30 protein-coding genes and 1 tRNA gene are annotated in these 25,645 nt (G+C 68.7%); 13 read left to right on the forward strand and 18 right to left on the reverse strand.

What is annotated here, in order from left to right; all coding sequences use genetic code 11:
* Nucleotides 1-6: 6 nt before the first annotated feature.
* Nucleotides 7-618, reverse strand: a complete 612-nt coding sequence (locus tag ABS78_RS18410) for a TetR/AcrR family transcriptional regulator (RefSeq protein WP_293382800.1) — start codon at nucleotides 616-618, stop codon at nucleotides 7-9.
* A gap of 148 nt (nucleotides 619-766) precedes the next feature.
* Between ABS78_RS18410 and ABS78_RS18415 the strand changes: the two genes are divergently transcribed.
* Nucleotides 767-1,669, forward strand: coding sequence for a haloalkane dehalogenase (locus ABS78_RS18415; RefSeq protein ID WP_293382803.1), 903 nt, complete (start codon nucleotides 767-769; stop codon nucleotides 1,667-1,669).
* 26 nt (nucleotides 1,670-1,695) lie between these two features.
* Complete coding sequence (locus ABS78_RS18420) at nucleotides 1,696-2,115, forward strand: DUF1330 domain-containing protein (protein WP_293382806.1); 420 nt, start codon at nucleotides 1,696-1,698, stop codon at nucleotides 2,113-2,115.
* A 58-nt stretch (nucleotides 2,116-2,173) separates the two neighbouring features.
* Here the strand turns inward: ABS78_RS18420 and ABS78_RS18425 are convergent, their stop codons facing one another.
* From ABS78_RS18425 to ABS78_RS18450, 6 genes are all read right to left on the reverse strand, one after another.
* On the reverse strand, nucleotides 2,174-2,617 hold the full coding sequence (locus tag ABS78_RS18425) for a hypothetical protein (protein WP_293382809.1): 444 nt from the start codon (nucleotides 2,615-2,617) through the stop codon (nucleotides 2,174-2,176).
* Entirely contained in the window at nucleotides 2,614-3,615 is a 1,002-nt protein-coding gene (locus ABS78_RS18430) for an alpha/beta fold hydrolase (RefSeq protein WP_293382812.1), read from the reverse strand. Before ABS78_RS18430 ends, ABS78_RS18425 begins: the two co-directional genes overlap by 4 nt.
* Before the next feature lie 9 nt (nucleotides 3,616-3,624).
* Complete coding sequence (locus ABS78_RS18435; RefSeq protein ID WP_363083563.1) at nucleotides 3,625-5,304, reverse strand: sulfatase-like hydrolase/transferase; 1,680 nt, start codon at nucleotides 5,302-5,304, stop codon at nucleotides 3,625-3,627.
* Between the two features lie 83 nt (nucleotides 5,305-5,387).
* Nucleotides 5,388-6,860 carry an ATP-binding protein gene (locus ABS78_RS18440; protein ID WP_293382815.1) on the reverse strand — a complete coding sequence of 491 codons (1,473 nt, stop codon included), beginning with the start codon at nucleotides 6,858-6,860 and terminating at the stop codon, nucleotides 5,388-5,390.
* Entirely contained in the window at nucleotides 6,857-7,588 is a 732-nt protein-coding gene (locus tag ABS78_RS18445; RefSeq protein WP_293382818.1) for a response regulator, read from the reverse strand. Before ABS78_RS18445 ends, ABS78_RS18440 begins: the two co-directional genes overlap by 4 nt.
* 71 nt (nucleotides 7,589-7,659) lie before the next feature.
* Nucleotides 7,660-7,851: a Spy/CpxP family protein refolding chaperone gene (locus tag ABS78_RS18450; protein WP_293382821.1), complete on the reverse strand. Its 192-nt coding sequence runs from the start codon at nucleotides 7,849-7,851 to the stop codon at nucleotides 7,660-7,662.
* Between the two features lie 414 nt (nucleotides 7,852-8,265).
* On the opposite strand from ABS78_RS18450, the gene ABS78_RS18455 reads away from it, so the two are divergent.
* On the forward strand, nucleotides 8,266-9,033 hold the full coding sequence (locus tag ABS78_RS18455; RefSeq protein WP_293382824.1) for a PEPxxWA-CTERM sorting domain-containing protein: 768 nt from the start codon (nucleotides 8,266-8,268) through the stop codon (nucleotides 9,031-9,033).
* Nucleotides 9,034-9,133: 100 nt separating this feature from the next.
* A complete protein-coding gene (locus ABS78_RS18460) occupies nucleotides 9,134-9,940 on the forward strand; it encodes a PEPxxWA-CTERM sorting domain-containing protein (RefSeq protein WP_293382827.1) in 807 nt (268 codons plus the stop codon).
* Here the strand turns inward: ABS78_RS18460 and ABS78_RS18465 are convergent.
* The 5 genes from ABS78_RS18465 to ABS78_RS18485 form a co-directional block, all read right to left on the reverse strand.
* A complete protein-coding gene (locus ABS78_RS18465) occupies nucleotides 9,937-10,224 on the reverse strand; it encodes a hypothetical protein (protein ID WP_293382830.1) in 288 nt (95 codons plus the stop codon). The two genes, ABS78_RS18460 and ABS78_RS18465, sit on opposite strands and share 4 nt — an antisense overlap.
* Before the next feature lie 66 nt (nucleotides 10,225-10,290).
* Nucleotides 10,291-10,509: a hypothetical protein gene (locus tag ABS78_RS18470; RefSeq protein ID WP_293382833.1), complete on the reverse strand. Its 219-nt coding sequence runs from the start codon at nucleotides 10,507-10,509 to the stop codon at nucleotides 10,291-10,293.
* Between the two features lie 85 nt (nucleotides 10,510-10,594).
* The gene (locus ABS78_RS18475; protein WP_293382836.1) at nucleotides 10,595-11,170 is read right to left on the reverse strand and encodes a demethoxyubiquinone hydroxylase family protein; all 576 of its coding nucleotides are present in this window, start codon (nucleotides 11,168-11,170) and stop codon (nucleotides 10,595-10,597) included.
* Nucleotides 11,167-11,682: a disulfide bond formation protein B gene (locus ABS78_RS18480; RefSeq protein WP_293382839.1), complete on the reverse strand. Its 516-nt coding sequence runs from the start codon at nucleotides 11,680-11,682 to the stop codon at nucleotides 11,167-11,169. Before ABS78_RS18480 ends, ABS78_RS18475 begins: the two co-directional genes overlap by 4 nt.
* A 30-nt stretch (nucleotides 11,683-11,712) precedes the next feature.
* Complete coding sequence (locus ABS78_RS18485; protein WP_293382842.1) at nucleotides 11,713-12,291, reverse strand: YqaA family protein; 579 nt, start codon at nucleotides 12,289-12,291, stop codon at nucleotides 11,713-11,715.
* A 170-nt stretch (nucleotides 12,292-12,461) separates the two neighbouring features.
* Between ABS78_RS18485 and hppD the strand changes: the two genes are divergently transcribed.
* The 6 genes from hppD to ABS78_RS18515 all read left to right on the forward strand — a co-directional run bounded on the left by hppD (nucleotide 12,462) and on the right by ABS78_RS18515 (nucleotide 17,593).
* On the forward strand, nucleotides 12,462-13,574 hold the full coding sequence (hppD, locus tag ABS78_RS18490; protein WP_293382845.1) for a 4-hydroxyphenylpyruvate dioxygenase: 1,113 nt from the start codon (nucleotides 12,462-12,464) through the stop codon (nucleotides 13,572-13,574).
* 89 nt (nucleotides 13,575-13,663) lie between these two features.
* The gene (locus ABS78_RS18495) at nucleotides 13,664-14,662 is read left to right on the forward strand and encodes an isoaspartyl peptidase/L-asparaginase (RefSeq protein ID WP_293382848.1); all 999 of its coding nucleotides are present in this window, start codon (nucleotides 13,664-13,666) and stop codon (nucleotides 14,660-14,662) included.
* Between the two features lie 15 nt (nucleotides 14,663-14,677).
* Nucleotides 14,678-15,811, forward strand: coding sequence for a homogentisate 1,2-dioxygenase (locus ABS78_RS18500; protein WP_293382851.1), 1,134 nt, complete (start codon nucleotides 14,678-14,680; stop codon nucleotides 15,809-15,811).
* Entirely contained in the window at nucleotides 15,808-16,083 is a 276-nt protein-coding gene (locus ABS78_RS18505) for a hypothetical protein (protein WP_293382854.1), read from the forward strand. Before ABS78_RS18500 ends, ABS78_RS18505 begins: the two co-directional genes overlap by 4 nt.
* On the forward strand, nucleotides 16,080-17,084 hold the full coding sequence (locus ABS78_RS18510; protein ID WP_293382857.1) for a fumarylacetoacetate hydrolase family protein: 1,005 nt from the start codon (nucleotides 16,080-16,082) through the stop codon (nucleotides 17,082-17,084). The genes ABS78_RS18505 and ABS78_RS18510 overlap by 4 nt, the downstream gene beginning before the upstream one ends.
* A 47-nt stretch (nucleotides 17,085-17,131) precedes the next feature.
* Complete coding sequence (locus tag ABS78_RS18515; protein ID WP_293382914.1) at nucleotides 17,132-17,593, forward strand: MarR family transcriptional regulator; 462 nt, start codon at nucleotides 17,132-17,134, stop codon at nucleotides 17,591-17,593.
* A 119-nt stretch (nucleotides 17,594-17,712) separates the two neighbouring features.
* On the opposite strand, the gene ABS78_RS18520 is transcribed toward ABS78_RS18515, so the two are convergent.
* Complete coding sequence (locus tag ABS78_RS18520) at nucleotides 17,713-18,348, reverse strand: hypothetical protein (RefSeq protein ID WP_293382860.1); 636 nt, start codon at nucleotides 18,346-18,348, stop codon at nucleotides 17,713-17,715.
* 252 nt (nucleotides 18,349-18,600) lie between these two features.
* On the opposite strand from ABS78_RS18520, the gene ABS78_RS18525 reads away from it, so the two are divergent.
* Nucleotides 18,601-20,229 (forward strand): ABC-F family ATP-binding cassette domain-containing protein, encoded by a 1,629-nt coding sequence (locus ABS78_RS18525; RefSeq protein ID WP_293382863.1) that lies wholly within the window; start codon nucleotides 18,601-18,603, stop codon nucleotides 20,227-20,229.
* Nucleotides 20,230-20,381: 152 nt separating this feature from the next.
* Here the strand turns inward: ABS78_RS18525 and ABS78_RS18530 are convergent, their stop codons facing one another.
* The 3 genes from ABS78_RS18530 to ABS78_RS18540 all read right to left on the reverse strand — a co-directional run bounded on the left by ABS78_RS18530 (nucleotide 20,382) and on the right by ABS78_RS18540 (nucleotide 22,998).
* The gene (locus tag ABS78_RS18530) at nucleotides 20,382-20,705 is read right to left on the reverse strand and encodes a hypothetical protein (RefSeq protein WP_293382865.1); all 324 of its coding nucleotides are present in this window, start codon (nucleotides 20,703-20,705) and stop codon (nucleotides 20,382-20,384) included.
* A gap of 95 nt (nucleotides 20,706-20,800) precedes the next feature.
* Nucleotides 20,801-22,675 carry a ferrous iron transport protein B gene (gene feoB, locus ABS78_RS18535; RefSeq protein ID WP_293382868.1) on the reverse strand — a complete coding sequence of 625 codons (1,875 nt, stop codon included), beginning with the start codon at nucleotides 22,673-22,675 and terminating at the stop codon, nucleotides 20,801-20,803.
* Nucleotides 22,672-22,998 (reverse strand): FeoA family protein, encoded by a 327-nt coding sequence (locus ABS78_RS18540; RefSeq protein WP_293382871.1) that lies wholly within the window; start codon nucleotides 22,996-22,998, stop codon nucleotides 22,672-22,674. The genes feoB and ABS78_RS18540 overlap by 4 nt, the downstream gene beginning before the upstream one ends.
* Nucleotides 22,999-23,364: 366 nt before the next feature.
* On the opposite strand from ABS78_RS18540, the gene ABS78_RS18545 reads away from it, so the two are divergent.
* Nucleotides 23,365-24,597, forward strand: coding sequence for a site-specific integrase (locus tag ABS78_RS18545; RefSeq protein ID WP_257835917.1), 1,233 nt, complete (start codon nucleotides 23,365-23,367; stop codon nucleotides 24,595-24,597).
* 46 nt (nucleotides 24,598-24,643) lie between these two features.
* A tRNA-Leu gene (locus ABS78_RS18550) sits at nucleotides 24,644-24,728 on the forward strand.
* Between the two features lie 35 nt (nucleotides 24,729-24,763).
* On the opposite strand, the gene ABS78_RS18555 is transcribed toward ABS78_RS18550, so the two are convergent.
* Nucleotides 24,764-25,261: a Fur family transcriptional regulator gene (locus ABS78_RS18555; RefSeq protein WP_293382874.1), complete on the reverse strand. Its 498-nt coding sequence runs from the start codon at nucleotides 25,259-25,261 to the stop codon at nucleotides 24,764-24,766.
* Complete coding sequence (locus ABS78_RS18560) at nucleotides 25,261-25,632, reverse strand: copper-binding protein (RefSeq protein WP_257835916.1); 372 nt, start codon at nucleotides 25,630-25,632, stop codon at nucleotides 25,261-25,263. Before ABS78_RS18560 ends, ABS78_RS18555 begins: the two co-directional genes overlap by 1 nt.
* Nucleotides 25,633-25,645 lie beyond the last annotated feature (13 nt).

The following is a 25,645-nucleotide window of genomic DNA, read 5'->3' on the forward strand; positions in this document are numbered from 1 at the left end:
CGCGTCTCAGGCCAGCAGGCGGCGGATCAAGGCCTCGACCACGGCCTGGGTGCGCTTGGGCGTCAGGCCCTGCTCGCGGCGCAGACGCGACCAGGTCTCGAAGCTCAGGGCGAGATCCAGCGCCTCTAGAGTGTCGCGATCCCGGCGAACCGTCGCCGGCAGTTCGGCTTCGAGCCGCTCGCGCAGTTCCACGACCAGGATGTTGTAATCGGTGCCCAGGAATTTCGAGCGATGGCGGAAGGCGTCGCCCGCCCGCTTGAAGGGGGCCATCTTCTCGTAGGCCCGGATGCGCCGTCCCGCCATCTCGAGCACCCGCCCCTGCCAGTCCTGGGCGGCCAGCGGCCCCAGGAAGTCGCCGCGGACCTCCTTTGAGATCACCGCCGAGATCTCGCGGTACAGGCTGTCCATGTCCTGGAAGTGGCGGAAGACGGTGCGCAGGCCCACTTCGGCGCGGCTCGCCACCTGCTCGGCGCTGGGGGCCACTTCGCCCGAATGGACGATCTCCATCATCGCCCGGACGATCCTCGCGCGATTGTCCTGGCCTCGCCGTCGACGGCCGTCGGAATGGTCGGCGGAGGTCTCGTCGGGACCGGGCGCGAGGCCGGGAGCGGAGGTCATGCCCATGATCTGCCCGCCTTGCCGCCTGCTGTCGAGGCCGGGGCGCCGGCGACGTGCGCCGTTCCGGACCGATCTTCGCTTGTAGTGACAGGCATGGTGTCACTATATGGCGCGATACTGAGTATGACGAGAGGGTCGAGGAGAGGACATGGAGGTTCTGCGCACGCCGGACGCTCGGTTCGAGGGACTGCCGGACTGGCCTTACGAACCCCGCTATGGCGACGTGACGGACGCAGGCGGCACGCGGATGCGTCTGCACTATGTGGACGAGGGGCCGCGCGATGGCGCGCCGGTCCTGCTGATGCACGGCGAACCGTCGTGGGCGTACCTCTATCGCCACATCATCCGGGGTCTCGCCGAGAAGGGCCATCGGGCCATCGCGCCCGACCTGATCGGCTTCGGCCGGTCGGACAAGCCCAGCCTGCGCACCGACTACACCTACGAACGTCATGTGGCCTGGATGAGCGACTGGTTCCGGGCGATGGACCTGAAGGACGTCACGCTGTTCTGCCAGGATTGGGGCGGCCTGATCGGCCTTCGCCTCGTGGCGGCCTTCCCCGAACGCTTCGCGGGCGTTGTGGTGGCCAACACGGGCCTGCCGGTCGGGTCGGGCATGACCGAAGGCTTCAAGTCGTGGCTGGAACTGAGCCAGACCATTCCGGTCATGCCGATCGGCGGTCTGATCAACATGGGGTCCGCCCGGGCGCTCACCGACGCCGAGGTCGCGGCCTATGACGCGCCGTTCCCGGACGACACCTACAAGGAAGGCGCCCGCCAGTTTCCGACCCTGGTGCCGGTGACGCCCGAGCACGCCTCGGTCGAGGAGAATCGTGCGGCCTGGAAGGTGCTGGAGACGTTCAGGAAGCCCTTCCTCACCGCGTTCAGCGACGGCGATCCCATCACCCAGGGCGGCGAGGCGCTGTTCCAGGCGCGCGTGCCCGGCGCGAAGGATCAGCCGCACACCATGCTGCACGGCGGTCATTTCCTGCAGGAAGACAGCCCGGGGCCGATCGTCGACATTCTCGACGCCATGATCCGCCGCCGGGACTGAAGGACGTGTTGGAGGGAGGAAAAGCCATGAAGGTCGTCAATGCGGTCCACCCGGAACCGAAGCAGGCGATGCAGTTCTTCGCCGGCCCCGAGGATGGGCCATTCGTGATGGTCAACCTTTTGAAGTTCAAGGAGAAGGCCGAGTATCCGGACGGTTCGGATTCACATCTGACCGGCCTTCAGGCCTACAACCGCTACGCGGTAGAAGTGCGCAAGCTGGTCGAAGGCCTGGGGGGACGGATCCGCTTCAACGGCCAGGTCACCGGCCTGCTGCTGGGCGAGGTTGAGGAGCTCTGGGACGCTGTCGGCCTGGCGGAGTATCCGTCGCTGAAGGCCTTCCAGGCGATGGCCATGTCGCCCGAGATGCAGGCCATCGAACACCACCGCAAGGCGGGGCTCGCGGGCCAACTCAACATCAAGACCAAACCGGGCGTCGGCTTCGAATAGCCCGTTCGAACAGCCGGGGGGCTGGGACGCGTGGGCGCGCGGGGGGCGCGCCCACGCGTCATGGCGTGTGTCGGGCCGGTCGGGCGCGCAGGGCGATGGCCAGGAAGATCAGCGCCAGCACCGCGGTCGCCGGACTGGCGTAGTGCTCGGGCGGATGATGCTGGCCGCCCGGCTTCAGGACCCAGGCGTGTAGGGTCATCAGCGTGCGCTCGACCGCCAGCAGCAGGAGGAACAGCGGCGTGAGCGCCCGGTAGCGCAGGGCCACGGCCGCCATCGCCAGGCCGAAGGCGATCTGGGTCGAGCCCTGCCACGCGAAGACGCTGATCACCAGGTCCCGCCGGTCGCCCAGGTCGAGCCCGGCGATCACCTCGGCGCCGCCGTCCGGCAGGAAGCTGTGGATCGCGCCCGGCCCAATGGTGAAGACGGCGCAGACCCCGAGGAAGATCGAGGCCGCGCGACTGGCCGACAAGTCGGCCGGACCTGGGGGCGGGAGCAGTTTCATGACGCCGCATGCCCCAGCACGATCTCCGCGATACGCCGCCCGTGCGTGTCCTGCAGGAAGTGGCCGGCGTCGGGCAGCAGGTCGAAGGTCGCCTGCGGATACCGGGCCGCCCAGTCCCGCCCCCAGGCCTCGGTGAAGGTCTTGTCGGCGCCGCCCCAGACGAAGTGGATCGGCTTGCGCCAGCCCAGCAGGGTCTCGAAATGGCGCGCCTGGTCGTCGGCGGCTCCGCCCTCGGGATTGTCGAACGGCAGGCTGAGAGGAAATCTTCGAGGTCCCGCGTGGCCGGGTCGGCCCAGACCCGCGAAGGGCGCGTCATAGCCCCGCCGCGCCTGTTCGCCCACCTCGGTCAGCGCCGGATAAGCGCCCGTCTGGGCGATGCCGTAGAGGTCCCGCGCGGCCATGTGGCCCAGGCTGATCATCATGAACCAGCCCAGACTGACCCGCTCGGGCACGTTCTCGGCGAAGAAGCCGCTGGGCCGCCACATCTCGTTCCAGCGCAGGAGGTCCGGCTCGTAGGCGTAGCCGACATGGTGCAGCCAGGTGTTCATCACCACGAGCCGCGAGAACCGCTCGGGGATTTCGGCTGCCTGGGCGAGCCCGATGGGGCCGCCCCAGTCCTGGCAGAAGAGGGTGATGTCCGTGAGGTCGAGACCTTCGATCAGGGCCCTGTGCGCCGCCCGATGACGGCGGATGGAGTACCATCCGTCGTCCACGGGCTTGTCCGATCGCCCAAAGCCGATGTGGTCGGCCGCCACGCACCGCCAGCCCGCTTCGACCAGGCGGGCGATGATGTGCCGGTTCAGATAGCTCCACGTCGGCATGCCGTGCATCAGCAGGGCGAGGGGACCGTCGCGCGGCCCCTCGTCGACGTAGTGCATCCTCAGGCCCTCGAACTCGATGTAGTTCGGCGCGTAGGGATAGTCGGGCAGGCCGGCGAAGCTGTCCTCAGGCGTCCTGAGGAACGCCACGCCGCCCGCCGTGGTCAGCGGTCGCGACATGACGGAGCCTCAGTTGTCCCAGAGGATGTATTCGTCGTTCTGGCCGTAGGGCGAGCCCCCGACGCGATCCACGTAGACGGCGCCCTGCAGCAGAGACGGCCACATGGATTTCACCATCTCCGCCTCGCGGGCCTTGAGCAGGCCCAGCATCTGCTGGACGCGCGCCGGCTCGGCCGCCGCCAGATCCTTCTTCTCGGTGGGGTCGTCGGCCAGGTTGAAGAGCCAGACCTTGTCGTTGCGGGCGCCGTTGAGCTGCAGCTTCCAGTCGCCGTCGCGGATCGCGCGGTACTGGCCCGACCGCCAGAACAGCGTCTGGTGCGGCCGACCATCGGCGCGGCCCTGGACGAACGGAAGCAGATCGACGCCGTCGATCGTGCGGTCGGAGGGCGACTGCCCGCCGCCGGCCGCCACGGTGGTCGAGAACAGATCCACGTGCGTCACGGGGTAGGGGTAGCGCGAACCGGCCGGGATCGCCGCCGGCCAACGCATGAAGTACGGCGTGCGGATGCCGCCTTCGAAGAACGTCGACTTGAAGCCGCGGAACGGCGCGTTGACGCCCTCGATCCCGATATAGCCCGCGCCGCCGTTGTCGGAGGTGAAGATCACCAGGGTGTTCTGGTCCAGCCCCTCGTCCTTCAGCGTCTGGAGGATGCGGCCGATGTTGTCGTCCAGGTTCTTGATCATGGCGCCATAGACCCGCTCGCGGTGCAGCGAGATCGAGGGCAGGGCGTCATAGTCCGACTTCTTGGCCTGGAGCGGCGTGTGCGGCGCGTTGGGCGCCCAGTACATGAAGAAGGGCCGGTTCCGGTTCGCCTTGATGGCGGCGATCGCCTCGTCGGCCAGATAGTCCGTCATGTAGCCGCGCGGCTCGAACATCGGGCTGCCGTTGTACTGGACGCCATACGGCAGGTTCGGCCACAGGAACTTGTCGATGGGGTCCCAGTCCTGCTTGGCGTTGACGACGTTCGGGTCCTTCTCGGGAAGGAACATCGATCCGCCCGAGATGAACCCCAGGCTCTCGTCGAAGCCCTGCTCCTCGGGGCGAGATCCCTTCTCGCCGCCCAGGTGCCACTTGCCCAGATGGATGGTGTGGTAGCCGCGCGTCTTGAGGGCCTCGGCGATGGTGATCTCGCTGGTCGGCACGCTCAGCATGTTGGACGCGCTGCGACTGTCGTCCTTGCCGCCGGACGGCATGTCCTTGACGCGATCCTGGAAGAAGTGCGGCTTCACCGGCGAGCCGGGTTCGGAATTGGTGCCCACCATGCGCTGGAAGGCGATCGGCGCCGGGGTGAACTCGAAGCCGAAGCGGGTTGCATAGCGGCCGGTCATCAGCGCGGCGCGCGACGGGGCGCATGTGGCGTTGCCGGTGTAGCCCTGCTCGAAGGCGACGCCATCCCGCGCGAGGGAATCGATATGCGGCGTCTGTACGGCGCCACCGCCGACGCCGCCGTGCAGCGAGATGTCGTTGTAGCCGAGGTCGTCGACCAGGATCAGGATGATGTTCGGCGGCCGCTCGCCCGTCGGCGGCTGGGCGGGGCCCTGCGCCCAGGTCACCGGCCGGTTCGGCTCGACCGGGGGCATCTGGGACTTGGCGACCATCGACAGGATCGTGGCCCGGTTCATGTAGGCCAGCCCTCCGGCCGCCACCAGTGCGACCGCCCCGGCCGCAAGCCATGTCCTCAGCCTCACGTGATGTCCTCCCAACCCGTTCCTGTTCGTTTGAGAGGCTTATATAGTGACATTGAGCGTGCCGCTAGATGGCGCGACCAGGATCAGGCGAGCGGCAGCGTGACGCGGGCGACGAGGCCGCCTTCCGGGCGTGCCGACAGGGTGATGTCGCCGCCGTGCGCCCGCGCCGTGGATCGGGCGATGGGCAGGCCGAGGCCCATGCCGCCGGCGTCCAGGTTGCGCGACGCATCGGTGCGGTAGAACGGCGCGAAGGCCCGCTCCAGATCCTCGGGCGACAGGCCGGGCCCGGCGTCTGCGATCTCGACCACGGCGTGGCCATCGACGCGCGCGACGCTGAGGCGCGCCCGGCCTCCGTACTTCACCGCATTCTCCACGAGGTTGACGAACAGGCGCTGGAGCGCGACGGCGTCGCCCTCGACGGTCACGGGCTCGGCGTCATCCGGCTCGCTTTCGGCCAGCTCCACGTCCCACCCCATCATCGCGGCGTCGTCGGCGACGACCTCCACCACGGACAGCAGGTCCAGAGGCTCGCGCCGGCGCGGGGCGCCTTCGTCGCGGATGAAGGTCAGTACGCCCTGGATCATCTGCTCCATCTGGCTCACGTCGGCCAGGACCCCCTGGCGGACGTCGGCGGGCGCGCGTTCCAGCTTGAAGCGGATCCGCGCGAGCGGCGTGCGCAGGTCATGGCTGATCGCGCCCACCATCGCCGTGCGGTCGTCGATGAACCGTCGCAGCCGGGCCTGCATGTCGTTGAAGGCGTCGGCGGCGGCGCCGATCTCGGCGGGCCCGGACAGGGTCATCTGCGGCGCCAGAGGGTCGCGTCCCAGGCGTTCCGCAGCCTGGCCGAACCGCTTCAGCGGTGCGGTGATGCGGCGCGCGAAAAGCAGGCCGGCCGGCGCCACGACGGCGAATCCGGCCGCCAGCACCAGGAAGAGGCGTCGTTGCCACTCTGTGGGGAACGACTCGGGAGATGTCCGGACCACCGTCCAGCGGCCGTCGGGCCGGCGCAGCGCAGCCGTGAAGTCGCCCATCACCAGTTCGCGGGGGCCGTGCGCCCGGTCCACGGCGGGTGGGATCGGCCCCGAGGACCCGTCCAGGCGGGACCTTTCCGGCGGCGCGTCGGGAGGAAGGGACGGCGGGGCGGGCGGGGGCCCCTCCCGCCCACCGTGCGCCGGCAGGGCCTGGCGCAGGCCGCGCTCGGGTTGCAGGAGCCGTTCGAGCCGTCCGGGCAGGCGGGGGACGAACCGCACCTCGTCCCGCGGGCGTCCCAACTCGGCGGCCAGGGCCTCGGCCGCCCAGGCCCGACGGCGCGACAAGGGTCGGGCCTCGGGGGGGGTGTCGACGACTTCGCGCAGGAGGGGACGGCCCAGCCGGGCGTCCAGAGCGCCGCCGTTCAGCGCCTCGGCCACTTCGGCGATCCGGTACAGTGGGGGGCGGGGCGGCGGCAGCAGGGCCACGGCGGCGAAGACCACGAGATGGGTCGCCACCAGGCAGGCGCCGATCAGGGCCACCAGCTGGAGGCCGATGCTGACCCGCAGGCGTCGGGACGGACTCATGGCCGGGTCACGGCGACGTCGAACATGTAGCCCGCGCCGCGAACCGTCTTGATGATCTCGCCATCACTGCAAGCGTGGAGCTTGCGGCGCAGCCGACTGATCTGGACGTCGACCGCCCGATCGAAGACATCGACGTCCTCGCCGCGGGCGATGTCGAGGAGCTGGTCGCGCGACAGGATCCGCTGCGGGTGGTCCAGAAACGCGGACAGCAGCGAATATTCGCCCGAGGTCAGCAGGATGGTGGCGCCGTTGGGCGCGCGGAGCTGGCGGCGGAGGGCGTCGAGGGTGAAGCCCTGGAACCGATAGGCCTTGCCCCGCTTGGGCGCGCCGCCCCGCACCTCGTCCAGGCGCCGGAACACTGCGCGCACGCGCGCGAGCAGCTCGCGCGGGCTGCAAGGCTTGGCCAGATAGTCGTCGGCGCCCAGTTCCAGGCCCAGGACTCGGTCGATCTCCTCGCCCATGGCGCTCACCATGATGATGGCGGGGCCGCCCTCGGCGGCTAGGCGGCGGCAGATGGACAGGCCGTCCTCGCCCGGCAGCATCACGTCGAGCACCACGAGGTCGATCGGCGCCGATTCCAACGCTTGGTCCATCGTCCGCGCGTCCGCAGCGGCGTGCACCTGGTAGCCGTGCTCGGACAGGTAGTCGACGATCTGGCCCCGCAGGTCGGTGTCGTCGTCGACCACAAGGATATGGCGCGCCGTCGGGGCGGGGGAGTCTGCCGTCATGCTGGGCCTTTCGGCGGGGACTGTGGCGCCGTCATCGCGACTTCGCCACATTCGCATCGATGCGCCCGGCGTCAGCCGGGGCCATGGTCCGGCCGGGGACCTCTGCGGCCCGGCTGCGGGTCATCGGGGGCCGATCCGCCCGGTCCCGTCAGGCGGCCGAGGGCGTCGAAGACCCGCTGCTGCTCGGGGCTGAGCGCGGCGTAGAAGCGTTCCAGGGCGCTGCGGCGTGCGGCCGCGCGGTCGGCGGCCTCCTGAACCGCCATCGCGCGCCGAACGACGCCCTCGCCGCGTTACGGCTGTGTTTCGAAAACGGCGGCGGCCGCCTTAGTTGGGGCCGCAGAGGCCACGCTTGCGCCCTACGTCCGCCGCATCCGGCGTCGAACATGCGGATGTCGGCGGCGGGTCTTCCTCCCCCACACCCGGTCCCCGACCCCGCCGGCCGTCTCTCCCGACGGCCTCCGGAACGCGGCTCCCCCAGTCCTTCCCCCCAACCTGGGGGAGCCGCAGACCGCCTTCGGCCCCGCATTTTCCCGGCTCAGGCGAGTCCGATTTCCCATGGTTAATTTTCGACCTAACCGTGGTTTGGACGGGCGCGGGTCGGCGACGGCGTGCCGCCTCTTCGGGGAAAGCGGGAAAGACAACGGGGTAAGGACACGGTGCTTCAGTTCTTTGGAAACATGACTCGCGGGCTGACGTCTGGGGGGGCGAAGGTCGCGGTGGGGGCCGCCGCGGTGGCCGCGGGCCTCGCCTTCGCGCCGATGGCGCAGGCCGCCACCTACATCATGCAGAGCGGGACGATGGACAGCCCGCGTACGCTGAACATCGCCGGGATCGGCAATGTGAAGGCCACGCCGGTTCAGTTCGATGGCTATATCGACGATGTGGTGGACCAGCCGTTCAGCGACCTCGTCGCCTTCTGCGTCGACGTCTACCACGCGATCACGCTGGCCGATTACAATCCCGACCTCAAGTACACCGACACCATCCCGCTCACGACGGACTCGCATCCGACCGCGCCCAAGGTGCTGACCGACCAGGAGATCCTCCAGATCGGCCGGCTGGTGAACTACGGGACGAACGTCTTCTACAACGCGCCGGGCGGCGCGGCCCGCTACGACGAACTGGCGGTGGTCCAGGGCGCGATCTGGCAGGTGGTGTCGGGCCTGAACGTCACCAGCACCAACGCGACGCTGAACACCCGCATCGATAACCTGGCCGGGCTCAGCTACACGAGCTTCTTCAACGCCGACTACGGCCACGTCCACAGCGGCATCAAGTTCCTCACGCCGTTCACCGACAGCCGGGTCTATCCCGACAGCAAGCTGACCCAGGCGTTCGCCATCGCCGCGGTTCCCGAGCCTGCGACATGGGCGATGATGATCGGCGGCTTCGCCTGCGCCGGCGCCATGCTGCGCCGCTCGCGCCGCCAGGCCGCCGCGGCCTGATCGGGTGTCCCGAGCAGACGGGGCGCCTCGCGCGCGCCGTCTGCGACGGTTGGCCTGCTTCCTGCTCCTGCCGGCGAAAACCGACGGCAGGAGCTCCGAAGTGTCCCGTTTCAATGCAATCCAGTCCGCCTCGCTCGCCCTGAAGGGCGCGCTGCCGGCCTTGGCGTTCGCCTGCACCATGGCGATGAGCGCTCCGGCGCAATCGGCGGAGTACTTCCTGCAGTCCGCCACCATGGACAAGTCGCGGACCGCGACGATCAGCGGCCCTGGCCTGAACCAGGCGGTCTACATGGCGCCGCTGTACTTCACGGCCTACGAGGGCACGGCGGCGGTCGGGGATTCGTTCAACTTCGTCGGCTTCTGCGTGGACATCTTCCACTCGATCAGCACCGGCGTGCTGAACCTCAAGTACGACGACGAGAACGCGCTCGAGACGGATTCGAAATACCTGACCTCGACGCCGTTCGTGGGCGCCGCGCCGCTGAGCGACCAGCAGGTGCTCCAGGTTGGCCGGCTCGTGAACTACGGCACGCTCGTCTACGATCAGGCGCCGTCCAGCACGAGCAAGATCGACACCCTGGCGGCTTTGCAGGGGGCGATCTGGCGCGTCATCAATCCGGGCTACACCGTCACCAGCGGCAACGGCGCGGTGAACGGCCTCATGGGTAATTTCGCCTCGGCGAACTACATGGACTACCTCACGGGCTACGGCCACGTGAACAGCGGCATCACCTTCATCTCCGAGACCGGCAAGTACGGGACGAAGAGCGCCCATCAGAGCTTCGCCATCGCCGCCGTGCCGGAGCCCGGGACCTGGGCGCTGATGATCGGCGGATTCGGCCTGGCCGGGGCGATGCTGCGCCGCGCGCGCCGCATGCAACCGGCCCTGGCGCTGGTCAGAGCCTAGCGGAAGACGTGGATTCCGCCGGCGCCCCCGCCCGGGGCCTCGGCGAGTCCGCGAATCTCCAGAGCCGCCTGGCGGGCGCCGCACACGCAGCGCAGACGGTGTTCCAGATCGTGGAGTGTCTGGCGGCTCAGGCCCTGGTCCAGCCAGGGGCGGGGATCGACCACCGCCTCGCGCCCGCAGGCGCAGCGCGCCCAGAGGCTGGACCGCGCGGCCGTGGCCCAGCCCAGGCGCGCTTCGCCCACCGTCCAGTCCCGGCTGAATTGCTGTCGGCTTCCGTCCGCCATGATTCAACTCCCTGACGCGAACAAAAGCAGAACTTCAGGCGTCTGGCGAGTCCTTACCGGAAGAATTCATGAGTCGTCCCGATCGGCGTCCGCCGGTCTGTGGACGGCCTGCGCCCAGCGCTCGGCGAAGCCGTAGAGCGGCATGAACGAGTCCATCAGTTCCCGGCCCATCGGCGTGAGGGCGTAACCCCGGCCGGCGATCAGGTCGACGAGGCCCGCGGCCCGCAACTCGGTCAGCCGGGCCTGAAGGACGGTGGGCGAGGCTTCGTCGCAGGCCGCCCGCAATGCGCGCGACGTCGCGGAGCTCCCAGGCGATGCGCAGGGTCCAGCGCCGCCCGGTTCGCCGACGTCGCGTCGCCCAGGGGCGATCTCAGACCTTCTCGCTGATCCTGATGGCGGCGCGGCAACCGGCCTGGATCACCGCCGAGAGCAGGCTGTAGCCCGGCGCCTCGCGGGCGCCGTCCTCGACGGCCGCGTCGCGGTGGGCCAGCTCGTCGTCGCGGAACGCTGCGAGCTGGGCGGCCAGTTCGGGATCGCGCGTCTCAAGCTCGGCCACCTGATCGGCGTAGTGCTCGCCGATCACGGTCTCGACGGCCTCGGTGCAGGCATGGGCGGCCTTTTCGCCCATGAGAGCGGTGGCGGCGCCCAGGCCGAATCCGGCGAGGCGCCAGACGGGCGCCATCAGGGTGGGGCGTACGCGACGGTCGTTGAGGAGCGTCTCGAAGCGCGCGAGGTGCTCGCCCTCTTCCGCGGCCATCCGTCCGAAGCGTTCGGCCAGGGCTTCGCGACCGGGGGCTGCGCCCATCACCGCCTGCTGGCCGCGGTAGATCTGGACGGCGGCCAGTTCGCCGGCGTGATCCACCCGCAGGATCTCGGCGAGGCGCGCGGCGGTCGCGCCACGGCCGGGACGAGGGGGTGTCGGTTGGCGGTGTGTGTCTCGGCTCATCGCTTGCTCCGTTCCCGCAGGGCGGCCATCACGCTCAGGATCGCCAGCCCCAGAGAGATCAAGGCGTTCCATCCCGCCATCGACAGGCCGGCGAAGACCCAGGGGGCCTCGTCGCAGGCCGGAGCCCGGACGGGCGCGCCCTCCAGGAATGCGGAGAGGTCGGCGGCGCTCACCCCGCCTGAGGTGACGGCGCAGGCCGAGGGGCCGGGCCAGAACTTCCACTCGGCGCCGGCATGATAGGCCGCGATCCCCGCGCCGACGAGAAAGACCAGACCCAGAACCCAACAGGTCGCTGCGCGCCACCGCGGTCCGCCGGGCATGCGCACGAGCACCATGAACGCTGCGCCGAGGCCGAGGGCCGCCCAGTAGGCCTCGCGCTGGCGCAGGCAGAGCATGCAGGGCGCATAGCCGCCGAAGGTCTCGAAGGCGTGGGCCGCCGCCAGCATGCCCGCCGCCGCGAGCACCGCGCATAGCCGCCAACGGTCGAGGATGTGTCGCAGGACAGAGGTCATCGGCCCAACCTTATGGACAAGTGTCGGCGACTAGAAAACGAACTTCAGGAGCACGATCCCGCCGACCAGAAGGGCCAGGAGCAGGATCGAATACAGGTTCAGACGGCGCTCGAACTCCTGGAGCATGGCCGGGCCGAAGTATTTCAGGATCGCGGCGACGGCGAAGAAGCGGACGCCGCGGGTCAGGACCGAGGCCCAGATGAAGGTGAAGAGGTCGAATCGCGCCAAGCCGGCGGTGATCGTCACCAGCTTGTAGGGGATCGGCGTGGCGCCCTTGATGAGGATGACGGCCAGCCCCCACTGATCGAACCACTTCTGGAATTCGGCCTGCCCTTCGGGATGTCCGAACAGCCTCAGGATGACCAGGCCCAGGGGTTCGAGCCAGACGCCGATCGCATAGCCCAGCAGGCCGCCGGCCACGGACGCGGCCGTACAGATCGCGGCGTAGACGAACGCCTTCTCGCGGCGCGCCAGCACCATCGGCGCCAGCATCACGTCGGGGGGGATCGGGAAGAACGAGCTCTCGGCGAACGAGACCGCGGCGAGGGACGCGGGCGCGTGGCGCGAACCGGCGAGCCGCATCGTCCACTCGTAGATCTTTCGGAACATGGGCGATCCAGGGAGAAACCGGCGCCCTGCCTAGCAGCGCTCGCAGCGGATGTCGCCCAGGCGCGAAGCCGGCATGGCGCCATCCCCGGCTTTTGTGCGTTCCCTCAGGCGCATCTATCGCAATATAGTTTCATATGATACTAGATGGGCAGGTTCAGGAGAACGCCCCCATGTCCGCTCAGACCACCGCTCCCGCCCGCCACGCAGCGTCCGGCGACCTGTTCGACAATCCGCTCGGCACCGACGGATTCGAGTTCGTCGAATTCACCTCGCCCGAACCCGAGCGGCTGAAGGACCTGTTCGAGAAGATGGGGTTCACGGCCGTGTCGAAGCACCGGTCCAAGAACGTGCTGCGGTTCCGCCAGGGCGACATCAACTTCATCCTCAACATGGAGCCCGCCGGCCAGGCGGCCGATTTCCGCGCCGCCCACGGTCCCTCGGCCAACGCGATGGCCTTCCGCGTCCGCGACGCGGCCAAGGCGTTCAAGCTGGCGGTGGAGCGCGGCGCCACGCCCGTGGAAGGCCCCGTGGGTCCGATGGAGCTGAACATCCCGGCCATCCAGGGGATCGGCGGCTCGAACCTCTACCTGGTCGACCGCTATGGCGCGCAGGAGATCTACGACGTCGACTTCCTGCCCATCGAAGGCGCCGAGTCCCAGGTCGAGGCGAACTCGCGCGGCCTGACCTACCTCGACCACCTGACCCACAACGTCCAGCGCGGCAACATGGTCAAGTGGGCCGACTTCTACGAGAAGATCTTCAATTTCCGCGAGATCCGCTACTTCGACATCGAGGGCAAGCAGACGGCGCTGGTTTCGAAGGCCATGACCAGCCCGGACGGCAAGATCCGCATCCCGCTGAACGAGAGCCAGGACGAGCACTCGCAGATCGAGGAATTCCTGAAGGACTACAAGGGCGAGGGCATCCAGCACATCGCGCTGGGCGCCGACGACATCTATGAGTCCGTCGAGGCCATGCGCGAGCAGGGCGTGCTGTTCCAGGACACCATCGACACCTACTTCGACGGCATCGAGGCCCGCATCCCGGGGCACGGCGAGGACGTCCAGCGCCTCCAGGCCAACAAGATCCTCATCGACGGCGCGCCCACCGAGGGCCAGGGCTTGCTGCTGCAGATCTTCACCGAGAACATGATCGGCCCGATCTTCTTCGAGCTGATCCAGCGCAAGGGCAACGAGGGTTTCGGCGAAGGCAACTTCAAGGCCCTGTTCGAGTCGATCGAGCTGGACCAGATTCGCCGGGGCGTGCTGCCGGCGAAGGCCTAGGGGGCTTCGCGAGCGCGTCAGGCCCCTTGTCAGGCCCCTTGTCAGGCCCCGTGTCGGGGCCGCGTCAGGCCCACGTCAGGAGAGGGTGGATGTCGTCCCGTTCCGACAAGTCGGACATCCGATGGTCCCTCGTGGCGCACGGCGGCGCCGGGGCCATCGCGCGCGGCGACCTGGGGCCGGGGCAGGACGCGGCCTATCGCGAGGCCATGAGCGCCGCCGCCCGCACGGGCGGGGCGATCCTGTCGGCGGGCGGTTCGGCGATGGACGCCGTCGAGGCCGCGGTCCGCGTGCTCGAGGATGACCCGCTGTTCAACGCCGGCCGCGGCGCGGCCTTCACCGCCGAGGGCGGGAACGAGCTGGATGCGGCCGTCATGGACGGCGCGACCCTTGCCGCGGGCGCGGTGGCGGGCCTGACCACCACGCGTCACCCCATATCGGCGGCGCGGGCGGTGATCGAGGGCTCGAACCACGTCCTGCTGGTCGGCGAGGGCGCCGACGCCTTCGCGCGCAGCCGCGGGCTGGAGCAGGCGGACCCCGCGTGGTTCTTCACCGAGCGCCGATGGCGGTCGCTGGAGAGGGCGCTGGACCGGGCGGGCCTGCCCAGGCCGCAGCGTCCGGCCGGGGCGCAGGACGCCACGCAGGGCGCGCTGGTCCATGAGGAGGGCAAGTACGGCACCGTGGGCGTCGTCGCGTGCGACGCGGGCGGGAACGTGGCCGCCGGCACGTCCACCGGCGGAACCAACGCCAAGCGCTGGGGCCGCGTGGGCGACAGCCCGCTGATCGGTGCGGGCACCTATGCCGCCAACGCCGCGGGCGCCGTCTCCTGCACTGGGGAAGGGGAGTACTTCATCCGCCTGGGCGTGGCGCACCGGATCTGCGCGCTGGTGGAGTACGCCGGCCTGTCCCTTCAGGCGGCCGCCGACCGTGTGGTGCAGGACGAACTCACCGCCCTGGGCGGCGCCGGCGGGATCGTCGCCGTCGGGGCGGACGGCCGCATGGCGTGGAGCTTCAACACGTCGGGCATGTACCGCGCCCGTATCGCCGACGGCGTTCCGCTGACCGTCGGAATCTACAAGGACGAAGACTAGGAACGAGGACCGGAGATGGCCAAGGGCGACTGGATTCCCGTGCGCGGCGCGCAGGGGCTGCACTCGCGGCAGGCGCACGCCGACCTGCCCGAGGGGACCTATGAGCGCGAGGTGTCGAAGGAGGGCTTCTTCGGCCCGGCCGCCTTCCTGCACCATCGCCGCCCGCCGACGGGCTGGACGAGCTTCGAAGGCCCCCTCCGGCCGCGCGCCTTCGACCTGGCCCGCCTGAACGCCGCCGAGCCGTCGCCCTGGGCCGCGGGCGTGGTGCTGCTGAACGCCGCCTGCGAGGTGCGCTTCTGGAAGCTGGACCAGGCCATGCCCGCGCTGGCGCGCAACGCCGACGGCGACCAGCTCCTGTTCGTGCACCAGGGCGAGGGCGACCTCTTCTGCGACTATGGCCGGCTGGGCTACCGGGCGGGCGACTACCTGTACCTGCCGCGCGGGACCATGTGGCGGCTCGACCCTGCGTCCCCCACCGCGATCCTGATGATCCAGGCCACCAACACCCACTACAAGCTGCCCGACCGCGGGCTGATGGGCGGCCACGCGCTGTTCGACCCGGCGGTGCTGGACACGCCCGAGATGGACGCCGCCTTCCGCGCCCATCAGGACCGGCCCGGCGAGGTGCGCGTCGAGGTGAAGAAGCGCGGCCAGGTCTCGACGGTGACCTATCCCTACAACCCGCTGGACGCCGTGGGCTGGCACGGCGACCTGGCGCCCGTGCGGCTGAACGTGGCCGACATCCGTCCGGTGGTGAGCCACCGCTACCACCTGCCGCCCAGCGTGCATTCGACGTTCGTCAGCGACCGCTTCGTGGTCTGCACCTTCGCGCCCAGGCCCTTCGAGACCGATCCGGGCGCGCTGAAGGTGCCGTTCTTCCACAACAACGACGACTACGACGAGGTGCTGTTCTACCACGCCGGCGACTTCTTCAGCCGCGACCACATCGAGGCCGGGATGATGACCTTCCATCCCTCGGGCTTCACCCACGGGCCGCACCCCAAGGCGCTGAAGAACATGTTCGCCCAGCCCAAGCCGGCCACCGACGAGTACGCCGTGATGATCGACACGCGCGATCCGCTCGACGTGGGCGAGGCCGCCGCGACGGTGGAGAACCCCGCCTACGTCGACAGCTGGAAGGGCGCGTGAGCCTTCAGGAAGACCTCACGGCCGCGGCCGACGAGGAGCTCGGACGGGCGCTCACCCTGGGCTGGCGCGAACTGGCGAAGGTCACGCCCTGGGGCGACACCTTCGAGGGCTTCACGCCCGAGGGCCGGGACGTCTGCTTCGAACGCGCCTACCTATGGGAGGCGGAGGCCGGCGGCGACATCCGCGTGGAAGTGGCCGTCTATGAGCCGCAGGCCTATGAACGGGGCGTGCGGCGGGTACGATCGGTTTCGAGGAACGGGAGCAAGGAATGAAGCTGGCGTCGCTGAAGGGGGGGCGGGACGGCCGCCTCGTGGTCGTCTCGAACGACCTGGCCTGGTACTCGCCGGCTGACCGGATCGCGCTGACCTTGCAGGCGGCGCTGGACGACTGGGACCGCTGCGAGCCCGAACTGCGCGGCCTCGCCGAGAGCCTGGAGCACGGCTCGGTTCCCAAGGCCCGGTTCCACGAGCACGAGGCGGCCAGCCCGCTGCCGCGCGCCTACCAGTGGGCCGACGGCTCGGCCTACGTGAACCACGTGGCGCTGGTGCGCCAGGCGCGGAACGCCGAGATGCCCGACAGCTTCTGGACCGATCCCCTGATGTACCAGGGCGGTTCGGACGGCTTCCTGGGACCGCGCGACCCGATCCCGCTGAAGGACGAGGCCTGGGGCTGCGACCTGGAGGGCGAGGTGGCGGTGGTCACCGGCGATGTGCCAATGGGCGCGAGCCGCGACGAGGCCCTGGCCGCCATCCGCCTGGTGATGCTGTGCAACGACGTCAGCCTGCGCAACCTGATCCCCGATGAGCTGGCCAAGGGCTTCGGCTTCTTCCAGTCCAAGCCGGCCAGCGCCTTTTCGCCGGTGGCGGTGACGCCCGATGCGCTTCCGAGCTGGAAGGACGGCAAGCTGCACGGCAAGCTGGAGGTCGAGCTGAACGGCAAGCCTCTGGGCGAGGCGGACGCCGGCGTCGACATGACCTTCGACTTCGGCACGCTGGTGGCTCACGCGGCGAAGACCCGCGCGCTGTCCGCCGGCTCCATCGTGGGCTCGGGCACCGTTTCCAACCGCGGTCCGGACGGCGGGCCGGGCAAGGCCATCGCCGAGGGCGGCGTCGGCTATTCCTGCCTGGCCGAGGTGCGCACGATCGAGACCATCCTGACCGGCAAGCCCTCGACGCCCTTCCTGCGCGACGGCGACGTGGTGCGCATCCAGATGGTGGACGCCCGGCGCCACACGCTCTTCGGCGCCATCGAGCAGCGGGTGACCGCCGCGTGAGCCGGCCCGAGGTTCCGGCGGCGGAGGATCGAGACGCCGACACCGGCCTGCGGCTCGACGCCTATCTGCCCTACCGGCTCTCGGTGGCGTCGAACGCGGTCTCGGGGCTGATCGCCCGCGCCTACGAGGATCGCTTCGGCCTGACGGTGCCGCAGTGGCGGCTGCTGTGCGTGCTGGCCGAGGACGGCGGCCTGACCCAGGTGCAGATCGTCGCGCGTACGGTGATGGACAAGGTCACGGTCAGTCGCTCGGCCCAGGGGCTGGTGAAGCGGCGGCTGGTCGCGCGCTCGCAGAACACGGCGGACGGCCGCAGCCACGTCCTGGCCCTGACCCCCGAAGGCCGCGCCCTCCACGCCGAGATCGCGCCGTTGGCCCTGGCCTATGAGGCCGCCCTGATCTCGGGCCTCTCCCCCGAGGACGTGAAGCTGCTCAAGCGCCTCCTGACGCGGCTGCAGACCGCGGCCGGCCAGCTCTCGGGCGAGGCGGAGCCGCCGAAGAGCCTGGGGTAGGGCGGGTTGTTCTCTTCAATGCGTCATGGTTGGCGAGACGCGAGCCCAATGGACCTGCGCATGGCGGATTTTAACGTGGTGCGATCGACCGAGCGCGGACATTTTGGAGATCGATGAGGCTATTTCGCTCCTGGTTCACTGTTCTGAAGCACCAGTGTTCCACGTGGAGGGAGGCTCGCCATCCGTCTCGCGAGAGCGATGAGTTCTTTGCGAGTGCTGATGCTGCAATAGCGTGTTTTCAATATGTCCAGTGACGGACCGCCACGCGTCTGACTGCGATGGCATTGGTGCTGCAACACATTGAACTGGCTGATCAGCCCACCTTCGGGCGGTCGGGATAGCAAGAGATAGTTGCTGCCTGGCACTGCGCCAATCTGCATCACCCACAGCTCCATCGGGCCGCCCTCCGATATACGGATCAGGAATGAAGGACGACTATGGGATTGGCTTTCGGGATCACTGCCCTCGGATACATTCATCCAGCAATGGAAGACTCCGTAGTTTGTAATTCGATACCACGTCTCGAAGTCTACATCTCCGTCTTGGGGGGTGAATTTCCAGTCGCCTAACCCGATCGGGTGGATGCAGCCGAATTCATTCTTGCTGATGAAATGCTTCGGCCAAACGTTATCCGACCCTGGAGCCCAAAGGGGCTCATCCGCGTGGACAAGGTGTTGTTCCTGCGCGCGGGCGACTGAACCCAAGACGAAGGCTGCGCCTATGATGACACTGGCGATGCCGCTTCGATGTTTCATGACGACACTATGCTCATGCGCCATGCGTGATGAAAGCGCCGCCGCACTGCGAATAGACGTCGAGTGTGAGACCCGCGTGGCGCCTTTGTCGAACTGCGCCTAGCCACATAAGACCAAGCCGCGCGACGTTCAGAAATCGCCCCACGACGCCCAGGCGTCCTCGCGGCCGGACCGTATGGATGGCGGACCTGGACATGCCGCCCGTGGGTCGAGGCTAGCGTTCTCCTTGCGCCCGAGCTAGCTCACCGCCGCATGATACGCCTCGACAACATCTCCAAGCAGAACGGCCACCAGATCCTGTTCATCGAAGCCTCGATGGGCGTCCAGAAGGGGGAAAAGGTGGGGCTCGTTGGCCCGAACGGCGCCGGCAAGACGACGCTGTTCCGCATGATCACCGGCCAGGAGCAGCCCGACGACGGACTGGTCGCGATCGATGCCGGAATGACCATCGGCTATTTCAGCCAGGATGTCGGCGAGATGTCGGGCCAGAGCGCGGTCGCCGCGGTGATGGACGGCGTCGGGCCCGTCAGCGCGCTGGCCGCCGAGATGGCCAAGCTCGAGGCGGCGATGGTCGACCCGGACCAGGCCGACGACCTGGACGCCAACATCGAGCGCTATGGCGAAGTCCAGGAGCGCTTCGAGGAACTGGACGGCTATGCGTTGGAAGCCCGCGCGCGCGAGGTGCTGGCCGGCCTGAGCTTCAGCCAGGAGCGCATGGAGGGCGACGTCGGCCTGCTGTCGGGCGGCTGGAAGATGCGCGTGGCGCTGGCCCGCATCCTGCTGATGAAGCCCGACGGCATGCTGCTGGACGAACCCAGCAACCACCTCGACCTGGAAAGCCTGATCTGGCTCGAGGCCTTCCTGAAGAACTACGACGGTGCGCTGCTGATGACGTCGCACGACCGCGCCTTCTTGAACCGCATCGTCGGCAAGGTGGTGGAGATCGATGCCGGCTCGCTCATCACCTACTCGGGCGATCTCGACTTCTACGAACAGCAGCGTGCGCTCGGCGAACAGCAGCGCCAGGCGCAGTACGAGCGTCAGCAGGCCATGCTGGCCAAGGAGATCAAGTTCATCGAAAGGTTCAAGGCGCGCGCCTCGCACGCCGCCCAGGTCCAGAGCCGGGTCAAGAAGCTCGACAAGATCGAACGTGTCGAGCCGCCCCGCCGCCGCCAGTCGGTTCAATTCGAGTTCAGGAGTCCGCCGCGGTCGGGGGACGACGTCATCAGCCTGCGCGGCGTCCACAAGGCCTACGGCGCGCAGTCCATCTACGAGGGCCTCGATTTCCTGGTGCGCCGCAAGGAGCGCTGGTGCGTGCTCGGCGCCAACGGCGCGGGCAAGTCGACGCTGCTGAAGCTCGTGGCCGGCGCCACCGCGCCGGACCGGGGCACGGTCAATATCGGCGCGAGCGTCAGGATGGGCTACTTCGCCCAGCACGCCATGGACGTGCTGGACGGCGAGGAGACGATCTTCGAGTCGCTGGACGGCGCGTTCCCGCAGGCGGGCCAGGGCGCGCTACGCACCCTCGCGGGGTGCTTCGGCTTCTCCGGCGACGATGTCGAGAAGCCCTGCCGCGTGCTGTCGGGCGGCGAGAAGGCGCGCCTGGTCATGGCCAGAATGCTGTTCGATCCGCCGAACCTGCTGGTCCTCGACGAGCCGACCAACCACCTCGACATGGCGACGAAGGAGATGCTGGTCGCCGCCCTGGCGGACTTCGAGGGCTCCATGCTCTTCGTCTCGCACGACCGCCATTTCCTGGCGGCGCTCTCGAACCGCGTGCTGGAGCTGACGCCCGAGGGAATCCATCAGTACGGCGGCGGCTACACGGAGTATGTCGCGCGCACGGGCCAGGAGGCGCCGGGGCTGCACCCCGGAGGGTAGAGGCTCAGGCTCCGACATCCCGTCGGTTCGACAGGTTGAGGGCGGGCGACCTGGAACGGGCGTTGAGCACCTTCCGGAGGGGTGAACGCCGAAGTCCACGGCTCGCCTGCAACGATCTCGGCGCGACGGAGGGGCTCTCAGAGCCCATCGCGCTAAGCCGCCAGCGCGTCCTCGCGCACGCTCCAGCGGTGCGAGCCTTCGCCGAACGGCAGGTGGAAGCCGTAGGCGGCCCGCTTGCGCTCGTCGCGCCAGGTCTGCTCGAACGAGACGATGACCTCGAGCTGGAGTTCCTCCGGGATCTGCCGGACGTCGTGGCCCAGGGTTCGGGCCACCTGTTCGATCACCATCGACCGGTGCGCTTCGCCACCGAGCGATAGAAGGGCCTCACGGACGCGCTTGCACAGGGTCTGCCTCACCCGGATGGGCGGCTTCTTCCCGGTGGGGGCGTCGTTGGCGGGTTCCTGCGGTTTCTGCATGACGCCGACAGCATTCACCCTGTTCCTTTATCGGCCGGTTAAATCGCACGGGAAAGGCGAGGTTAACGCCGGGACGGCGCCCGTCGGCCAGGCCGTCAACCGGCTCCCAGGGCCACCGCCACGTTGTAGACGACGAACGAGGCGAGGTAGGCGAGGGCGACCATGTAGACGAACATCACCGCGGTCCAGCCCCAGGAGTTGGTCTCGCGCTTCACCACGCCCAGGGTCGCCGCGCACTGGGGCGCGAAGACGTACCAGGCCAGGAACGAGAGGCCCGTGGCCAGGCTCCAGTGCTCGGCCAGCCGCGCGCCCAGCGCGCCCACATTGGCCTCGGCGTCGCCCACGGCGTAGACGGTGCCCAGCGCGGCCACCGCCACCTCGCGCGCCGCGAAGCCGGGGATCAGGGCCACCACCATCTGCCAGTTGAAGCCGATGGGGGCGAACAGCGGCTGCAACGCCTGGCCGATGATGCCGGCGAAGCTGTAGTCGATGGCCGGGTCCGTGGCCCCGGGGGGCGGGCCGGGGAAGGTGGACAGCACCCACACCAGCACCATCAGCGGCATGATGATGCGGCCGGCGCGGGAGATGAAGATCTCGGCCCGGAGCCAGAGGTTGCGGAGCACGCTCTCCAGCGAGGGCAGCTTGTAGGTGGGCAGCTCCATCAGGAACGGCTCGACCGCGCCGCGCCAGAAGACCTTGCGGATCACGAACGAGACCGCCAACGCGCTGGCGATGCCGGCGGCGTACAGCCCGAACATCACTAGACCCTGGAGATTCAGGCCCGGCCCCACCGTGCGGTCGGGGATGAAGGCGCCGATGATCAGGGTGTAGACCGGAATCCGCGCCGAACAGGTCATCAGCGGCGCCACCAGGATCGTCGTCATCCGGTCGCGCTTCTGGTCGATGACCCGCGCCGCCATGACGCCGGGGATCGCGCAGGCGAACGACGACAGCAGCGGGATGAAGGCGCGTCCGTGCAGGCCGGCGCCGCCCATGATCCGGTCCATCAGGAAGGCGGCGCGGGCCATGTAGCCCAGGTCTTCCAGGAGGATGATGAACAGGAACAGGACCAGGATCTGGGGCAGGAAGACCAGCACCGAGCCCACGCCCGCGAACAGGCCGTCGACGATCAGGCTGCGGATCAGGCCGTCCGGAAGCCATTCCCCCACCAGGCCGCCCAGCCAGGCGACGCCGCCCTCGATGGCGTCGGCCGGCGGCCCCGCCCAGGTGAAGACCGCCTGGAACATCAGGAAGAGCAGGGCCAGCAGGATGACCAGGCCCGCCACGGGGTGCAGCAGCACCGAATCGATGCGGCCGGTCAGGGTGTCGGGCCGCTCGGGCGGGCGGACGTGGGCCTTCAGCAGGCGCTGCGCGTCGCGGTGGGCGCTGCGGATCTCGGCGGCCGACGGTTCATGCCACGCGTTGTCGGTGGCCAGCGCGCCGGACTCGACGAGAGCATCGACCTGTTCCGCCAGCTCGGTGATCCCGCGCTTGCGCGTGGCCACGGTGGTCACGATCGGGCAGCCCAATTCGCGGCCGAGGCCCTCGAGGTCGATCCGCAGGCCCTGGCGCTGGGCGATGTCGTACATGTTGAGCGCCAGCACCATCGGCCGCCCGACGGCCTTCAGTTCCAGGATCAGCCGCAGGACCAGGCGCAGGTTGGTGGCGTCGGCCACCGCCACCACCACGTCGGGCGCCGCCTCGCCCGCGAGGCGGCCCAGCACCACGTCGCGGGTCACCACCTCGTCGGGGCTGCGCGCGCGCAGGGAATAGGTGCCGGGCAGGTCCAGCACCGACAGCCGCCGGCCGCCGGGCGTGGTCAGGAAGCCTTCCTTCCGCTCCACGGTGACGCCGGCGTAGTTGGCCACCTTCTGGCGCCCGCCGGTGAGGGCGTTGAACAGGGCCGTCTTGCCGGTGTTGGGGTTGCCGACCAGCGCGATGCGGGTCGGCGGAAGCGCGGCCTCGCTCATCGGTCCGCCTCCAGCCGCACCCACACGTCGGCGGCGTCGCGCCGGCGCAACGCGACACGCATGTCGTCCAGCTTCACCGCGATGGGGTCGGCGCCGAACAGCCCCTGATGCAGCACCTCGAAGGCGGCGCCCTCGACGAAGCCGAACTCCAGCAGGCGACGCTCCAGTTCGTGGACGTCCACGGCATGCTCCGTGGCGTGATCGGCCCGCACCTCGGCGATGACGCCGTGGTCACCGGGCCGGGCCTGGCTCAGGCGGACGAGTCCTTCCGCGGACGCCCCTACTTCCGCAGGCGCAACGGGGGCGCCGACTGTCTCGTGCATCGTATCCCAGGAATTCCAGCGCCCGCCACTAATGCGAACGATTATCAACTATTGCGTGGCCGGCCCCGACGCAAGGGCCGCATTGACGCGGTCCTCCTCGGGCGTCGACCGGTCGCGGCGGGGCCTCGTGGCGTTTCCTGCGCCCTGCAGGTTCTGGGGATGTCTTTGGGGATGCGTTCGCGCGTCTGGCCGATTGCACCCCCGAGGCCAGCCGGTGTAACCAGCAACCGCTGCCCCTGTGGTGAAACTGGTAGACGCGCCGGACTCAAAAGCCAGGAGCGTCTATCTTTCGCTGCAAAAACAGCAGCTTAATAGGCCTTCGGACTTACACATGTCCTGCACACCTGCTCAGCAGGAGCCGAAGACATGCCCGCCGAACGCCATACCCTTCTCGACGGCCGAGTTCACGTTTACAGGCGCGAAAACAGCCGCTTCTGGCAATGCGCCATCTACCTCAGCGGCCGGAACCATCGAGCGTCGACCCACCAGGACCGGCTCGACGCGGCGCTGACCGTCGCTCGTGAGTGGGCGCTCGACCGCATCGCCGAAGATCGGTTGGGCTCTCGCAGCCTTGGGCTCAACCGGGCGGTCGCGACCGTCCCGCCACTGCCCTCTTCCCCGACGGCCAAGACCTTCAAGCAGGCCGCGGAAGCGTTCATGGCTGAGTACCGCGTCCTGACCGCCGGTGAGCGGAATGCGCGCTACGTCGAGAACAAGGAACGGCACCTCAAGCTCTATCTTCTCCCGTTCTTCGGCAAACGCCCGGTCAGCGAGGTGACAGCGGGTCTGATCCAGCAATATCGCGTCGCGCGGCTCGGCAACGCGGGCGGCAAGCGCCCGGCGCGGAGCACCTTGCATCAGGAGACGGTCACGCTTCGCCAGGTGCTCAAGTCGGCGAACCGCCATGGATGGATCGCCGCCGTTCCAGACATGTCGGCGCCGTACAAGACGTCGGGGAAGATCTCGCACCGCGCGTGGTTCTCGCCTGAGGAGTACGAACGGCTACGCGCAGCGACCGAAGAACGCGCCCGCAGCCCGAAGCGCGACCGTTGGCGGAGTGAGTGCGAGCTCTTCCACGACTTCGTGGAGTTCATGGCGAACACTGGGCTCCGCCCCGACGAGGCCCAGCGCCTCGAATTCCGAGACGTGAAGGTCGTGACAGACGCCGCCACGCGGCAACGCATTCTGGAGATCGACGTCCGCGGCAAACGCGGTGTCGGCTTCTGCAAGAGCACGCCCGACGCGGTCGCCCCCTTCGAGCGGCTGCTGAAGCGGCGCGGCGTGTGCAAGCCGACAGCTCCCGTGTTCGGGAAGATCCAGCGGCAGCTCATGAACGCAGTGCTCGACGAGCTAGGGCTGAAGGAGGATCGCGACGGCAACCCGCGCACCGCCTACAGCCTGCGTCACACGTACATCTGCCTGCGCCTGCTCGAAGGCGCCGACATCTACCAGGTGGCCAAGAACTGCCGGACGAGCGTGGAGATGATCGAGAAATTCTACGCGTCCCACATCAAGACGCGCGTGGATGCAGCAGCGCTTAACGGCCGTTCCAAAACGCGGAAGGTCCCTTCCGCGGGAAAGGCGCTGGCGAACGCCTAGCGCCTTCTTGGCGAACGCCTCCTCGGAAGCTAGATAGGTCTCCGCCGCGGGCGTGGCGAAACTGGTAGACGCACGGCACTCAAAATGCCGCGACCTCGGTCATGTCGGTTCGATTCCGACCGCCCGCACCAAACAATCTCCGACAATGCCGGGCTGCTATCGGGACTCAGCCGACGCAGTCTGGGCACACGCCGTGGACTTCCAGAACGAGACGGTTGGGCTTGAAGCCTCGTGCAGAAGCGGCCGCGAATGCGGTCTGATCGATTTCGAGTTCACATTCCTGGGCCCTGCCGCAGCAGTCGCAGATCAGGAATTCGATCGCTGAGCGGCCGTGATGGCGGTCGCAGGCCACGAATGCATTCAAGCTCTCGATCCGGTGTGCGAGGCCGACGCGAACCAAGAACTCCAGAGCCCGGTAAACCGTCGGTGGCTTGGCTGCGTAGCTTGGCCTCGAGAGCGCCTGCAACAGCTCATAGGCGCCGATCGGCCTCTCCGCGCGAACCAACAAGTCGTAGATGCGTGCTCGCCCTGGAGTCCAGGTTTGGCCCACCCGAGCACAGTGGTCGGAGGCTTCGGCGAGCCGCCGTTCGACCGCATTGTCGGCAAGCTCGCCCTTCGTTCGGTGGCTACACGCCATGCCCGGCGGCTCGAACTGGTGGCCCATCAGCTCGCCGGCGCTGGAGAAACGTAGAGGATCTCGCCCGCCTCATCCTGCACGGTAGCGCGGAAGTAGACGCGCGCGCCCGGCCGAAGGCGTGCGATATCGCTTTGCCGGACACGAAAGTTCATCACCATGCTCGGCCAGTCGTTGCGGGATTGATGCGTGTGACGAAGCGAGACCGTCAACCTGCTCGGATCGATTGCGACCACCTCTCCAAGTCCTTCCTCGGTGCCGAACTGCGAGATCAGCGGGCGTACTGGTCGGCCGTGTTCCGGGTCCAACCGCTTGAGCCTCAAATGGCTCATCTCCTCTGGCGTCAGCTCCACGGTCGGCTCCCGCTCGCAGCCGATCAACAGGATGGCGAGCAGGAGCATCAGGGCGGCGCCA

Source organism: Phenylobacterium sp. SCN 70-31 (assembly GCF_001724605.1).
Lineage (GTDB): Bacteria > Pseudomonadota > Alphaproteobacteria > Caulobacterales > Caulobacteraceae > Phenylobacterium.